We start from the raw sequence: 13,632 nt of genomic DNA, 5'->3' as shown, positions 1-13,632 counted from the left end.
GGGTACCGCCTGTCGGGGGCTGGGGGAGGGCCAGGGGTGGGCGGGGCGCCGTCGAGACGGTGTGCGGTCCTGGTCGGTGATGACCCGTCATGTGGCCGCAAGCAGTGGCGATAGTGTGTGATCTGTGGCGGCCACCCATGTGAAGCGGGCGTTCAAGTACCGCTTCTATCCCACCGATGCGCAGGCGGCTGAACTGTCGCGCACGTTCGGGTGCGTGCGGAAGGTCTACAACATGGCGTTGCAGGCCCGCACGGAGGCGTGGACGCTGCGTCAGGAGCGGGTCGGCTACAACGCCACCTCGGCGATGCTGACGGCGTGGAAGAAGGTCGAGGGGCTGGCCTACCTCTGCGAGGTGTCCTGCGTCCCGTTGCAGCAGGCGCTCAGGCACTTGCAGGGGGCGTTCGCCAACTTCTGGCAGAAGCGGGCCGGGTACCCGACGTTCAAGTCGCGGAAGAAGTCCCGTAAGTGCGCCGAGTACACCAGCTCGGCGTTCCGGTACCGGGACGGTCGGCTCACGCTGGCGAAGATGCGTCAGCCGCTTGACATCGTGTGGTCCCGTCCTCTGCCGGACGGGGTGGTGCCGACCACGGTCACCGTGTCGTTGGACGCGGCGGGGCGCTGGTTCGTCTCCTTGCTGTGCGTCGACCGGCCCGCCATGCCCGAGCCGGTCAACAGGGCCGTGGGCATCGACGCCGGTATCACCGCGCTGGTGACGCTCTCCACCGGGGAGAGGATCACCAACCCGAGGCACGAGCGCAAGGACCGCGAACGCCTCGCCAGGGCCCAGCGCGACCTTGCCCGCAAGGCCAGGGGCGACGGGGCGAACCGGGCCAAGGCCCGGTTGAAGGTCGGCAAGGCTTATGCCCGGATCGCCGACCGGCGCAGGGACTTCCTGCACAAGCTCACCACCCGACTCGTTCGTGAGAACCAAACGATCGTGATCGAGGATCTGGCCGTCCGGAACATGCTCAAGAACCGGACGCTCGCCCGCGTCATCAGTGACGCGGGCTGGAGTGAGATGCGGTCCATGCTGGAGTACAAGGCCGACTGGTACGGGCGGGATCTGGTGGTCGTGGACCGCTGGTTCCCCTCGTCCAAGCTGTGCTCGGCGTGCGGCACCTTGCGGGGCAGGATGCCGCTCGACGTCCGCGAGTGGACGTGTGACTGCGGGACGACCCATGACCGGGACGTCAACGCGGCGATCAACATTCTGGCCGCCGGACTGGCGGTTGCAGCCTGTGGAGACGGTGTAAGACCTCAACGGAGCACTCCGGGCGGGCGGTCGTCGATGAAGCAGGAAGTGGTCCCACCGCCGCGCTCACGCGCAGCGGCTCAGCCGCGAGGCTGAGGGGAATCCCCGTCCTTCAGGGCGGGGAGGATGTCAAGGCGAGGTGTCTCCTCCACGATGGGCGCGGGGCGGTGAGGGCTCCAGGGCGGTGGCAAGGTGGCCGAGCGAGGCCGTTCCGGCCAGTTCGTCCGACGCGATACCGGTGAAGCCGAACCGGTGGAGCAGCGCCAGCAGACGGGGGACGGCGACCAGGGTGACTCCGTGGTCGGCCAGGCAACGGTTCATGTCCACGGCGTCAGGGCTGTCGGAGGGGCTGCCCGGCAGGCCGCCGGGTGTGACAGCGGCCACGGCGGCGGCCAGCGCCCGTTCGGCGTCTGTCGTGGGCGGGCGAGACGGGATCCGCAGCGTTCCCGTGTCGGTGGTGGGGGTGGAGGACCGGCCGGATCCCGGACCGGCCGGGGACAGGACGTAGCGGCCCGGGGCCGCGATGCCGGGCACTTCGTCGAGGTGGTCCAGGATGTGGCGGTGCAAGTCGTCGGGGGTGACACCGGGGGCGGTGCGAGCGTGTGCGACGAGGTGCGGTTCGCCTTGCCCCGCGGCGTCCCCGCTGGGCGCCACCGTCACGTCGAGCACTCCGGGATGGCCGCGCAGCACGTCCTCGACCTTGGCCGGGCACACCCACCCCTGCGGGGCGCGCCACCATCCGGAGGCGGCCGGTGTCGGCGGGCGCGCCGGAACCGGGCACTCGGCACCGCCGGCGAGCGCGCGCAGGAAGGCGCACAGACGGACGGGCAACGCCACGGCCTGCCCGGCGTCGAGCAGGTGGTCCCCGACGGTGACATCGAGGGTGACGAACCCCGCGTCGAGGCTGAGGTCGACGTAGAGCGTGTCGCAGGGCTCGTCGGGCGCGCTGCGGATCCAGGTGGCGGACGCGTCCGGCAAAGTGTCGTGCGCGGGGGCCGGGTACCCGGGGACCAGGTAGTCGCGCGGCCACGAGTAGCAGTTGTACTCGATGGTCGGTACGGTCACGACACCGAGGCGACGGTGCATCCGCGCCTCGGCGGCGACCAGTTCCGCAGGGCGCCACTGACCGTGCCGGTAGGCGGCGGCGGAGGCGGCGGCCACCGAGGCGACCACCTCGCCGAACGCCGCGCCCGGGCGGAGGTCGATCTGCACCGGAACCGTCAGGGCCCGGACGCCGACGCTGTTGCGCAGAGCGGCCCGGGCCCGGTTGGAGACGACCACGGACGCGAGGAACCGGTGTTCACCGGTGCGGCTGGCGACGTCGTGGGCCAGCGCCGCGAGCACGACGACCTCCGGGCTGACCCGATGGCGCCGGGCGACGCGGTGGAGATCGTCGTACGCACCCACCGAGCGGTGCTGGAGGCGGTGGCGCCCGGCGCCGTCGTCGGCCCCGCCGAACGGTGCCAGCACGCCGGTCGGATTGCTCGCGCGACGCGCGAGCCACTCGCGCTCCGCCGCGCGGGCGCGTTCCAGGGGCTGGGCGGCGACCGTGTCGAGCGGGTGCACGGGCGCTTCCGCCGGCGCGCCGACGCCGCGCAGTTGATCGTGCAGTTGGTCGTGCAACTGGTTGATCAGTACCGCCAGCCCCCAGCCGTCGATCAGCACGTGGTGGGCGGCCAGCAGGACCGCACGCGGCCTTCCCGCCACGAGCAGCACCCTGGCGAGCCAGGGCGGATTCCGCTCGGGATCGATCGGGCGGGCGGCCAGCGCCGCGGTGGCGGCCTCCAGGGTGCCGGCATCGACGGCGGGGACGTCGAGGTGGTCGACCGGCAGCGGGGCCCAGTCCGCGTGGTGGACGTGCTGGATCGGGCGGAGCGGGTCGACCGTGGTGCGCAGCGCCTCGTGACGGGCGGTGAGGGAGGCCAGTGCCACGTGGACGTCGGCGAGGGTTGCCGGGGGCGGGACGTGGCAGTGGTCGGCGAGCGGCGTCGGGTTCACCCGCCGTGCTGCGGGAATGGTGCGTTCGAACCAGTGCCACTGCTGGACCCAGGTCAGCGGCCCGCTGCGGGTGACGGCGGCGGCGCTCGGGGTCGGCTCCGGGAGGCGGTTCACGGCCGGGCCCTCACACCGCTCGGACCACGAGAGCGGCATTGTGGCCGCCGAAGCCGAACGAGTTGCTGAGAGCGATCCGCATCCGCTCGTGGTGCTGCGCCCGGTGCGGCACGAAGTTGATGTCCGGGTCGATCGGCTCGTCGCAGTTGATGGTCGGTGGGACGTCACCCGTGCGCAGGACCTGGATCGAGGCCACGAGCTCGACCGCTCCGGCGGCACCGATCATGTGCCCCGTCATCGACTTGGTGGAGCTGACCGGGATCCGGGTGACACGATCACCCAGCACCTTGCGCAGGACGGCCGTCTCGGTGGCGTCGTTCAGCACCGTTCCGGTGCCGTGCGCGTTGACGTAGTCCACGTCCGCCCCCGTGATCCCCGCGTCGCGCAGCGCCGCCTCGACGGCGAGGCACGCACCCCGCCCCTGCGGATGCGGGGCGGTCCAGTGATGAGCGTCGGAACTCGCTCCGTAACCCGCGAGTTCGGCCAGAGCCGCCGCCCCTCGCCGGTCGGCCACCTCGGCGGCCTCCAGCACCACCACGGCGGCCCCCTCGCTCATCACGAACCCGTCGCGGTGCGCGTCGAACGGCCGGCACGCCGCAGTCGGGTCGTCGTTGCGCCTGGACAGCGCGCGGGCGTTGCCGCTGCCCGCGAGGTCGACGGTGGTGACGCAGGCGTCGGCGCCGCCGACCAGGACGACGTCCGCCTCCCCGTTGCCGATCATGCGCATCCCCGCGCCCACCGCGTCCGCGCCGCTGGCGCACGCCGTGCTCTGGGCCCGGCTGGGCCCCTGGGTGCCGAGACGCATGCTGATCTCGCAGGCAGCGCTGTCCATGGCGGTGGTGACCTGGGTGAACGGGCTGATGCCCCGCGGCCCTTTGTCGCGCAGCGTGTTCGCGGCGCGGTAGATCGCCCCGACCGGGCCGTAGCCACTGCCGATGATCACGGCGACCCGCGGCGCCAGGCGGTCGTCGACGACGAGTCCGGCGTGCTCGCACGCCTCCAGCGCCGCGGCGAGGGCGTACTGCGCGTACGGGTCGGCGCGGCGGCTGACCGTCGGCGGCATGTAGCGGCCGGGCGTGAAGCCGCGCACCTGGCCGCCGATCCGGACTCCGAGACCGGTCACGTCGATCGCGTCCACGGTGGCGATGCCGCTGCGGCCGGCGAGCATCGCCGTCCAGGTCTCGCCGACACTGTGGCCGAGCGGCGTCACCGCCCCGTACCCGGTGACCACCACCCGGCGCCGGGGCCGGCTGCGCCCGGCGTCGCCCCGCTCTCCTGCGTTCGTCACTGGGGAACCACCTCGGCGTCGCGGATGCAGGGGAGGATGTCGTCGGGCGCTACCGGCACCATGAGCACGGCCGTGCCTCCCCGGGAGCAGAACCGTCGCGCGGCAAGAAGCTCAGCGGTCAGCGCGGCCTTGTCGCGCAGCACTCGACAGTGGATGTCCGGCCCGTCCACCACGGGCGGCGGCGCGCCCGGGCGGGCGAAGGGGTGGCGTTCGGCGTCGAGCCCGAGGCGGGCGCGCTGGGCGTCCAGCCAGCCGTAGCCGCCGTTGCACAGCACCACGTACAGCACGCCGCCGTGGGCCGGAGCGGTGACGGCGATGTCCGCGCGGGCCGCGAGGAATGCTCCGTCCCCGATGAACGCGGTGACCTGGTGGCCCGGGGCGGCCCGCTTGACCCCGATGGCCGCGGCCGCGCCGAAGCCCAAGGGGGTCTGCTCCGACGGCACGACGGACCCGCCACCGACGTGGAAGGGGAAGCCGTAGGACCACATGTCCTGCAGCCCGTTCTCCTGGACCAGCACGCGGGGCTCGCCCGCGGTGGCGTCGAGCGCGGCGAGCAGCTCGGCGATGCGGATCCCCGGCAGCGTCGCCGTGCGGGCCAGTTCCGCCTCCACCTCACGTGACATGGCCTTGCGGGCGTCGGCGATCCTGTTCGCCCACGCCTCGGTCGCGTCCGCGCGTTCGGCCTCGCCGCCCTGCTCCAGCGCCCGCGACCAGCCGAGCACAGCGTGCCGGGCGTCCCCGAGCACCCGCGGGCCCGCGAACTCGGCCGACAGGCCGCCCGGATCCACATTGACCTGCACCACCGCGACCGGGGGCCACGGTGTCCCGCCTTCGACGACCGTCTCCTCGAGTCGCCCGGCGAGCGACACCACCAGGTCGCAGGACGACCACAGTTCGCGGGCGGGGGCCGCGGCGTAGAGGCCCGCCACGCCGCAGAACAGCGGGTGGTGCTCGTCGACGGCACCGCGGCCGGACGCGGTGGTGAAGAGCGCCGCGCCGAGGCGTTCGGCGAAGCGCTCGACCACGCCGCCGCCGTTGCGGTGCCGCATTCCGCCGCCCACCAGCACCACCGGACGCCGGCTCTCGCGGATCGCCGCCAGGGCCGGCCCCGGCGTCACGGGAACGGACTCGAGGACCAGTGGTTCGGGCAGCGTCGGCCATGCTCCGGTGACGAGGATCTCGGCCGTGCGGACGTCATCGGGCACCTCCAGGTACACCGGTCCGGGCGGCGGCCCCAGAGCCCGGGTCAGCGCCGCCACCGTCGCCGGGACGACCCGGTCCGGATGCCCCACCCGGTGCGCCCACCGCACGAGCGGCGCTGTTACGGCGACCTGGTCGAGTTCCTGGAACCCGCCGCTGCCCCGGCGGCGTTCGGGCACGCCGGCGGCGAGCACGAGGACGGGTGCACCGGACTCCCGCGCTTCGAGCAGTCCCGTGGCCGCGTGTGTGACGGCCGGGCCCTTGCCCAGTGCGCATACGGCGAGCCGGCCCGACTGCAGCGCGTAACCGGTCGCCATGTACATCGCGTTGCGCTGGTCACGGCACGGCACGAGGTCCAGTCCGGCGGCGTCGAGGGCGCGGAGCAGCTCCAGATCGTCGCCGGGCAGTCCGAAGCAGGTGTCCACCCCGTTGGCCACCAGCAGGTCGACGATCGCGGACCACGCGTCGGCGTACCGTCTGCTCACCTTGCTCACCTGGCTCAACTGGTTCACTCCCCGCTCACCGTGACGGGGGCAGCCGTCGGGAGGGTCTGTGCCACGGCCTGCGACATGAGCAGCGGTTCGGCGTGCCGCTCGCCGCCGTAGGAGATGTAGTTCGCCCGCATCCCGAATCCGCCGAACGGGCGGTTGCCGTCCTCGGCGTCGAGCAGCGTGTGGTCGACACAGGTCTGGTGATGCCTGGCCAGCACATCCACCGTCTGCGGATCGTTCCCGTAGACCATCGCTCCCAGCGCGCGCTCGCTGAAGTAGGGGTTCGACAGCCGTTCACGCAACAGCCTCGCGCTGGGATAGGCCACGACGTTGAACACCGGGGCGAACATCTCTTCGAGGGGGATCTTGTCGTCGAAGCCCCAGAGCAGCACGGTCGGCTCGATCTTGCGGGACGGCAGGTCGATGCGCCCGCCGTGCCGGATGCGACGTGCGTGGTGCACCAGGTAGCCCGAGCAGTTCACCAGCGCCGAGTCGTAGAAGATCGGGCCGTAGTCGGCGGCGGGGTCGCCGTTCCTTCCGAATCGCAGCGAAGCCAGTTCGGCGGACAGCAGGTCGACGAAGTCCTCGGTGCGGCCCTTCGGCGTGAACACGACGTCGGGACCGAAACAGTCCTGGCCCGAGTTGTAGAGCCGGATCCTCGTGAGGTCGTGCACGGCGCGGGTGAGATCGGCGTCGGGTGCGATCACGAAGGGGTTGATGCCGTTACCGAAGAAGAGGAGGAGCTGGTCTTCCGCCAGCCCCTCGCGGACGGTCTCGGCATTGACGTAATTGCCGGTGAAGACGACGAGGTCCGCCTCGCGTACCGGCCCTGTCACGAATTTGCGCTGACTGAGCTCGGAAAGGCTGATGGGCAGGCCGTGGACCGGTGCCAGCAGGTCGTGCAGGCGCTGCACCTGGCTTTTGATCTCGGAGGACGGCCGAAAGGTGATTCTTTCGCTGTAAAGGGATGCTATGAGCATGTAGAGCGCGTAGGAATGGAGCGGCATGTTGGAGGGGATGAAGACCGCGACCCGGGGCACGCAGCCGGGCCGGACGCGACGGATCTCCTCCTCCGCTCCGTCCAGGGTGGCGAGGAACGAGCGGATCTCCGCGCCGGCGGTGTGGTGGGGCGAGATCTCGGTGAGGATTCCCATCACCGCGTCCTCGTTGTCGGCCACGTACTGGCGCACTGCGCGCAGCGCGTCGACACGGCCGGCGAAGGGGATGCGGTAGCCGGTCGCACCGACGGTCGAGCCGGTGGTCGAGCCGACGGTCGAGTCGGATGCGGTGGCGTCGGTGGTCGTCCTGGGCGATGCGGGCAGCGAGCTCATGGCGATCTTCTCCAGAACGGCCCGGTCGGGCTTTCCCGTGTTCGTGAGGGGCAACGAGGGAAGCACGACGATGTGGTCGGGCTGCTCGTAGCGGGCGAGCACAGGGCGCAGCAGCCGTTTCCAGTGCGCGGGCTCGTGAGCGTCCGGGTCCGCGATCACGAACACCAGACGACAGCCCAGACGTGCGTCGGGGACCGCGACGACCTCGGTCTGCGCGCCGGCCGACTCGGCCAGCTTGGCAAGGTGGTCGGGATAGAGCGTGTGGCCGTCACGGTGCGCGGCGTGCTTGCGCCCGACCGGGAAGACGCGGCCGGCGTCGTCGATCAGGCCGATGTCGCCGGTGCGGTGAACGGGACTCGAAACCGGAACGATCTCACCGTCAGTGCCGAGGTGGCCGGTCATCAGGCCGTCACTGCGGACGACGAGCTCGCCGAGCCGGCCGGGGGGAAGCGGCCTGCCGTGGTCGTCGTGGACTTCGACGACCACACCGGGCAGCGGCGTGCCGCACCCGACCGGATCGGTCGGGGGCGCCAGCGCGATGTTTCCGGCCTCGGTCGCTCCGTAGCCGTCGAGCAGGTGCCGGCCCGTGCGGGCGTGGAACCGGGCCGCCAGGTTGCTCCCCAGCGGCGCGCCGCCCACGCACCAGGCTCGTACCGTCTCCAGCGCGTTCATGAGGGCGGGGCGGCGGTCGAGCACGTTGAGCAGGCTGTAGTAGGTCGACGGGGCTCCGTCGACGATGGAGAGGCCGTGGTCGACGCCGACCGCGAGCGCACGGTCCAGGCGCGTGGTCGGCCCGTAGACCACGAGCGTGCCTCCGCCCAGCCACCAGCAGAGGACCAGGGACAGACCGTACTGGTGGGAGTACGGCAGGATCGGCAGGAAGACGTCGTCAGGCCGGTACCCCATGCGTTCCGCACTGAGCGCGAGGTTGTCCAGAATCGAACGGCCGGAGCGGACGATGCCTTTGGGGCTGCCGGTCGTACCCGACGACCAGGAGATCGCGGCGTCCTGGCGCCGTGCCCAGCTCGCGACATCGGGCACGGCCGCGGTGTTCGAAGCGGGGCGCGGCACCGCGGTGCGGCCCGTACCGTCGCTGATTTCGAGCACCACGCGCGCCTGGGCGCGGATCTTCGACCGCTGTGACGGGGTGGCGCGATGATCGGCCAGGACCACCGAGGCGTCGAGGTGAATGAGCGCGAGCAGAGCGACGACCCATTCCGGGGAATTGGCCCCGCTCATCATCACCCGCGAACCGAGCCCGACGCCACGGTGTGCGAGGAGTTCGGTGGCGGCGAATACGTGGGCCGTGATTTCGTCGGTTTCCCAGATGTGTCCATCGGGCGAGATCAATCTCCTGGAAACGGGCAACTTGTGCTCCTCAAAACCAGGTGGTTCAAATTGACTGTCCCACATCCGAAGAACGGTGTCGAGTGCTTCGGTGAAATTCCACTACCTGTGAGGGGTGATTGAGTGTGTAGTGACGGAAGGGGAATATGGGGTGTGAGGTATTCTCAATAGAAATCATTTAATATGGCCATTGAGGGTGAAGGTGGAGCGGGCAATGCCGCCGATCAGGTCACCACCGCCACCGGCACACACGCCGCCGGACCCGACTCCTTGCTCGGACCGATCGGCCGGATGGTCCTGGACAACCTGCTGCCCACCGCGCGGCGCCAGCGCGTCAAGGCCCGCAGCCGCAAGAACCCAACGAGCAAGTACGGGCCGATCGCAGGAAAACACCCGCAGACCACCCAGACCCACGCCCTTTCCGTCGAGATCCACGTCACGGAAGACGGACTTGCATCACGCCGCCGCCGGTAAACGCAACGGCGTTGAAGTCCTAGTTGTATTCGAACCAGGTCAGGATGGCCTTCACCCGGCGGTTGTCCTCGCCGGAGGGCATGCCGAGTTTCAGGAAGACGTTCCCCACGTGTTTGGCCACGGCGGCGCCCGAGAGGAACAGCTCTGCCGCGATCTCCGCGTTGGAGCGGCCTTCGGCCATGAGAGCGAGCACCTCCTGTTCGCGGGCCGTGAGCCGGGCGAGCGGGCCCCGCGGCGGGTCGGCGCGGGTGACGTGGCGAACCACCTCGGGGTCGATCACCACTCCGCCGCCGGAGACCGTCTCGACGGCCCGCAGGAAGTCCGCCACTCTGCCCACCTTCTCCTTGAGCAGGTAGCCGACTGCCCCGTCGGCGCCCGGGCCGTTCAGGAGTTCGCGCACGTATGGGCCCGTGACGTAGGCGGAGAGGACCAGTACCGGCAGGTCCTGGTGCCGCGACCGAATGTCGATCGCGGCCCGGAGTCCGTCGTCGGTGTTCCCGGGCGGCATGCGAACATCCGTGATCACCAGGTCGGGGGCGGCTCCGGCGGCGGCGAGGTCGTCGACAGCGGCGACCAGTTCGTCGGCGTCCTCGCATTCGCGGATCACGTCGTGGGCACTGGAAACCAGGATCTCCCGGATTCCGGCGCGTATCAGCAGACTGTCGTCCGCCAGGATGATTCTCACAATCGATTTCCCATCGCTTTTCCCTGTCGAATTCCGTCACCACGAGGGTTGGGCCGGGGCGGATGCCACGACCTCCGTTCCGCCGCCCGGCGGGCTGATGATTTCGAGGTTCCCACCGACGCTTCGCATCCGCTCACGCAGCCCGGAGAGCCCGGATCCGGTGCTGATCCGCGCGCCGCCGGCGCCGTCGTCGCCCACCCGGACGCGGACGCCGCTCTCGGTGCACCGCATCTCGATCCGGGCGCTCCCGACGCCCGCGTGCTTGGCGATGTTCGTCAGGGCCTCGGAGACCGTGAAGTACACGGCCGTGGCGATCGTCGAGGAGAGCCAGGCGTCCGTACCGGTGCTGGTCAGTTCGACCTGCAACGGTGATCTGGCCACCAGTTCCCGGACGGCGGCGATGAGACCGAGATCGCTCAGTTCGCTGGGGTGGATGTCGCGCACCGTCTCCCTCAGCCGTTCGAGCGCGCGCTCCGCCTGGGCCTGGGCCTGGCGGGCCAGCTGGACGATCCGTTCCTGGTCGGTGGCCGTCGCTGCGGCTTCCAGGATTCCCAGGCGCATGACGAGGGCGACGAGTTCCTGCTGGGCGCCGTCGTGCAGGTCACGCTCGATGCGCCGGCGCTCGTTCTCGAAGGCCGCCGTCAGCGAGGCCCGGCTGGCGCGGACTTCCTCCAGTTTCGCGAGCAGGTCGGGGTTCCGGCTCCCCGAGAAGGCCCGCAGGAGCAGGTCGCGGAGCAGGGAGATGCCGGCCAGCGCGCCCACGGTGACCGCACCGAGGGCGATTCCCGCGGGCACCGCCACGAGGGTTTCCCACAGGGCGGCCGGGGTGAACGGGCCGACTTTCGCGGCGATGCCGAAACCCCAGAGGACGGGGGAGAAAACCAGCGCCAGAGCGCCGAAGAATCCGAAGAAGCCCACCAACAGCGAGAGCGCGGACAGGAGCGCGGCGGTGACGAACACGGGGAGGTCGGTCCTCCACACCGACCGTGTCCGCAGCCGGCCGGCCACCCACTGCGGCCAGCTGCGGCCGGCGGGTCGCAGCGGCATCGTCCGGACTCCGCACCACTGCGCCCTGGAGCGGTCCAGTTCGGCCACCACCGGAACCGAGACCGGCGCAGCGAGAACGGAAATCAGGAGAATCGGAAAGGCGGCCACTGCGACGAATTCGGTCAGCAGCCTCCGGGCAACACGAATCTGCGCCATGATCAACATTTTCGCACAGTTCGGATCGGTCGGGCGGTAGATCCAAGTCTACCTCCAATAGCAGTGCAGGAACCCGTGCACTCCACTGCCCGGCCCTGCTTTCCTTGGTTCATGCCAGTTTCCACTACCGCTCCCGTGCCGTGCATTCGTTTGCGCGGCCTTCGGACGGAATTCCCCATTCCCGGCCGCCGGGGCGAGACGACGCGCGTCCTGCACGACATCGACCTGGAGATTCCCGAAGGCCGGCTGACCGCCGTCGTCGGCCCCTCCGGTTCGGGCAAGTCGACGCTCCTGCTCTGCACGGCCGGGCTGGAGCGGGCGACCGCGGGGTCCGTCGAGATCCTCGGGACGGACGTCCGCTCACTCAGCCCCCGCAAGCAGGCCGCGTTCCGCAGCGAGAACATCGGCTTCGTCTTCCAGGAGTACAACCTCGTCAGCTCGCTGACGGTCGAGGACAACATCGCCCTGCCGGCGCGACTCGCCGGCCGCCGGGTGCCCAGGGCGCGGGTCGAGGACGCCATGGCGCGGCTCGGCATCGCCAAGTACGCGCGGCGACGCCCCGACCGCCTCTCCGGTGGCGAGCGCCAGCGCGTCGCGGTGGCCCGGGTGGTGGCGAACCAGCCGCGGATCGTCTTCGCCGACGAGCCGACGGGTGCGCTCGACCTCAAGTCGGGTCATGTGGTGCTCGACTGGCTGCAGGCGCTTCCCGCGCAGGGGAGCACGGTGCTCATGGTCACCCACGACCCTCATGCGGCCGCGCGGGCCGATCAGGTCGTGGTGATGGGGTCCGGGCGGGTACACGCCGTCATCCCCGGTGGCGACTCCCGCGCGGTGGGCGACGCCGTCCTCGCGGCGCAGTCGGCGGACGAAGCGGGCGGGGAGGAGTCGTGATCCGGCTCGTGCTGTCGGACATCCGCCTGCAGGCGTCGATGTGGTGGTGGACGCTCCTGTGCGCCACGGTCGGCGCGGCGTGCTCGGCGGGCTCGGCCATCGCGATGTTCACCGCCGTCTCGGCGGCGCGGGCGGCGGGTGACGCACGGATGGTCTCCGCGTCGATCGCCCTCGGCGGCAACATCGTCTTCTTCACCGTGCTCGCCGCCGTGGGCATCGTCGCCTCCGCGGTCGGTCTGACGCTGACGACCCAGCGGCGCGAGCACGCCCTGTGGGTGATCCTCGGGATTCCGCGCCACCGGGTCAGGTTCATCCTGCGGACGGAGCTGGTGGTGCTGGGCGCGGTGGCCGGCGCGCTGGCCGCACCGCTCGCCCTGCTGGTCGCGGGTGTCGCCCTCGCGCAGTGGAAGGGGACGGGTCTCGAACTGCACGGGGCCTCGGTCGGGTTCCGGTTCTGGTACGTCGGCGTGAGCGTGCTGTTCGGACTGGTTCCGTGCCTGCTCGGGGGCTGGGGCGTCACCCGGCGGGCCGCCAGGACGCCGGAGATGCGCGCCTTCCGGGACCTCTCCGATCCCCCGGCGCGGCCGGGCGTAGCCCGCGGTGGCCTCGCCCTGTGCCTGCTCGCCGGTGTGGTCGGGATGTGGGTCCCCGGCCTGGGCCTCGAACTCAAGGGCGGGCTCGCCCAGCGGACGGCCTTCGCGTTCGCCGGGAACCTCTTCCTCCTCTGCCTGCTGCTGCTGATGGGGCCGTGGGTGCTCACCCCGCTGATGAAGCTCTGGACGGCGCTGGTGCCCTCGCGCGGCGTCGCCTGGCACCTTGCCGTGCAGTCGTGCCGGGCCCGCGCGACGAGGAGCGTCACCACGGTGCTGCCCTTCGCGCTCTCCCTGTCGTTCGTCGGCCTCTTCATGGTGATGGGGAAGGTCATGCCCGGAGGCAGCGCCGGGCTGGACAACATCCTGGTCGTGCTGGGCTGGGTCTTCGTCGTGTCCTGGGTCGGGGGCCTCGCCGTGATCGCCCTCGTCGGGCGGGAGCGCGCCCGTGACTCCGCCGTCGTGACGGTGGCCGGTGCGCGGCCGGGCGTGGTCACCCGGTCGATCGTCTACGAGGGGGCGATCTACGCGGGGACGGCGATCGTCTTCGGCGCGCTGTTCGTCGCCGTGTCGAGTCTCACCATCGCCCTGGGAGCCCGGATCGACGTCGTCCGGGTCCTGGCGGGCCTCCCCTGGGCCACGCTCGGGGCGCTCGCCGCCGGGACGCTGGTCACCACCTGCCTCGCGCTGGTCCTGCAGGCGGCCCGGGTGTCGCGCACGGTCGCGGTCCGGGCGCTGCGCTCGTGAACCGGGGTGCGGGAATCCACA

10 protein-coding genes are annotated in these 13,632 nt (G+C 71.1%); 4 read left to right on the top strand and 6 right to left on the bottom strand.

All coding sequences use genetic code 11. The annotated features are described in order from the left end of the window. The first annotated feature begins 124 nt into the window (after nt 1-124). Nucleotides 125-1,348: an RNA-guided endonuclease InsQ/TnpB family protein gene (locus tag ACFV6D_RS21520; protein WP_380560774.1), complete on the top strand. Its 1,224-nt coding sequence runs from the start codon at nt 125-127 to the stop codon at nt 1,346-1,348. A gap of 33 nt (nt 1,349-1,381) precedes the next feature. On the opposite strand, the gene ACFV6D_RS21515 is transcribed toward ACFV6D_RS21520, so the two are convergent. From ACFV6D_RS21515 to ACFV6D_RS21500, 4 genes are read right to left on the bottom strand one after another with little or no spacing between them, the layout of a single operon-like run. After that, nucleotides 1,382-3,364 carry a condensation domain-containing protein gene (locus ACFV6D_RS21515; protein WP_380560773.1) on the bottom strand — a complete coding sequence of 661 codons (1,983 nt, stop codon included), beginning with the start codon at nt 3,362-3,364 and terminating at the stop codon, nt 1,382-1,384. 10 nt (nt 3,365-3,374) lie between these two features. After that, nucleotides 3,375-4,652 carry a beta-ketoacyl-ACP synthase II gene (gene fabF, locus ACFV6D_RS21510; RefSeq protein ID WP_380560772.1) on the bottom strand — a complete coding sequence of 426 codons (1,278 nt, stop codon included), beginning with the start codon at nt 4,650-4,652 and terminating at the stop codon, nt 3,375-3,377. After that, nucleotides 4,649-6,337 (bottom strand): thiamine pyrophosphate-binding protein, encoded by a 1,689-nt coding sequence (locus tag ACFV6D_RS21505; protein ID WP_380560771.1) that lies wholly within the window; start codon nt 6,335-6,337, stop codon nt 4,649-4,651. Before ACFV6D_RS21505 ends, fabF begins: the two co-directional genes overlap by 4 nt. Before the next feature lie 23 nt (nt 6,338-6,360). Beyond that, complete coding sequence (locus ACFV6D_RS21500) at nt 6,361-9,042, bottom strand: aldehyde dehydrogenase family protein (protein WP_380560770.1); 2,682 nt, start codon at nt 9,040-9,042, stop codon at nt 6,361-6,363. 162 nt (nt 9,043-9,204) lie between these two features. On the opposite strand from ACFV6D_RS21500, the gene ACFV6D_RS21495 reads away from it, so the two are divergent. Then, the gene (locus ACFV6D_RS21495) at nt 9,205-9,495 is read left to right on the top strand and encodes a hypothetical protein (RefSeq protein ID WP_380560769.1); all 291 of its coding nucleotides are present in this window, start codon (nt 9,205-9,207) and stop codon (nt 9,493-9,495) included. Between the two features lie 19 nt (nt 9,496-9,514). Here ACFV6D_RS21495 and ACFV6D_RS21490 read toward each other — a convergent pair whose 3' ends face one another. Together ACFV6D_RS21490 and ACFV6D_RS21485 are read right to left on the bottom strand one after the other, a co-directional pair. After that, on the bottom strand, nt 9,515-10,183 hold the full coding sequence (locus ACFV6D_RS21490) for a response regulator transcription factor (protein ID WP_208869262.1): 669 nt from the start codon (nt 10,181-10,183) through the stop codon (nt 9,515-9,517). 33 nt (nt 10,184-10,216) lie between these two features. Beyond that, nucleotides 10,217-11,227, bottom strand: a complete 1,011-nt coding sequence (locus tag ACFV6D_RS21485; protein WP_380560768.1) for a sensor histidine kinase — start codon at nt 11,225-11,227, stop codon at nt 10,217-10,219. A gap of 267 nt (nt 11,228-11,494) precedes the next feature. Between ACFV6D_RS21485 and ACFV6D_RS21480 the strand changes: the two genes are divergently transcribed. Together ACFV6D_RS21480 and ACFV6D_RS21475 are read left to right on the top strand one after the other, a co-directional pair. Further along, nucleotides 11,495-12,274: an ABC transporter ATP-binding protein gene (locus ACFV6D_RS21480; protein WP_380560767.1), complete on the top strand. Its 780-nt coding sequence runs from the start codon at nt 11,495-11,497 to the stop codon at nt 12,272-12,274. Further along, entirely contained in the window at nt 12,271-13,611 is a 1,341-nt protein-coding gene (locus ACFV6D_RS21475; protein WP_380560766.1) for an FtsX-like permease family protein, read from the top strand. The genes ACFV6D_RS21480 and ACFV6D_RS21475 overlap by 4 nt, the downstream gene beginning before the upstream one ends. Nucleotides 13,612-13,632: the final 21 nt, after the last annotated feature.

Origin of the sequence: Kitasatospora sp. NPDC059812, assembly GCF_042732075.1 — a bacterium.
Lineage (GTDB): Bacteria > Actinomycetota > Actinomycetes > Streptomycetales > Streptomycetaceae > Kitasatospora.
This window is presented reverse-complemented; position numbering and strand designations above follow the sequence as displayed.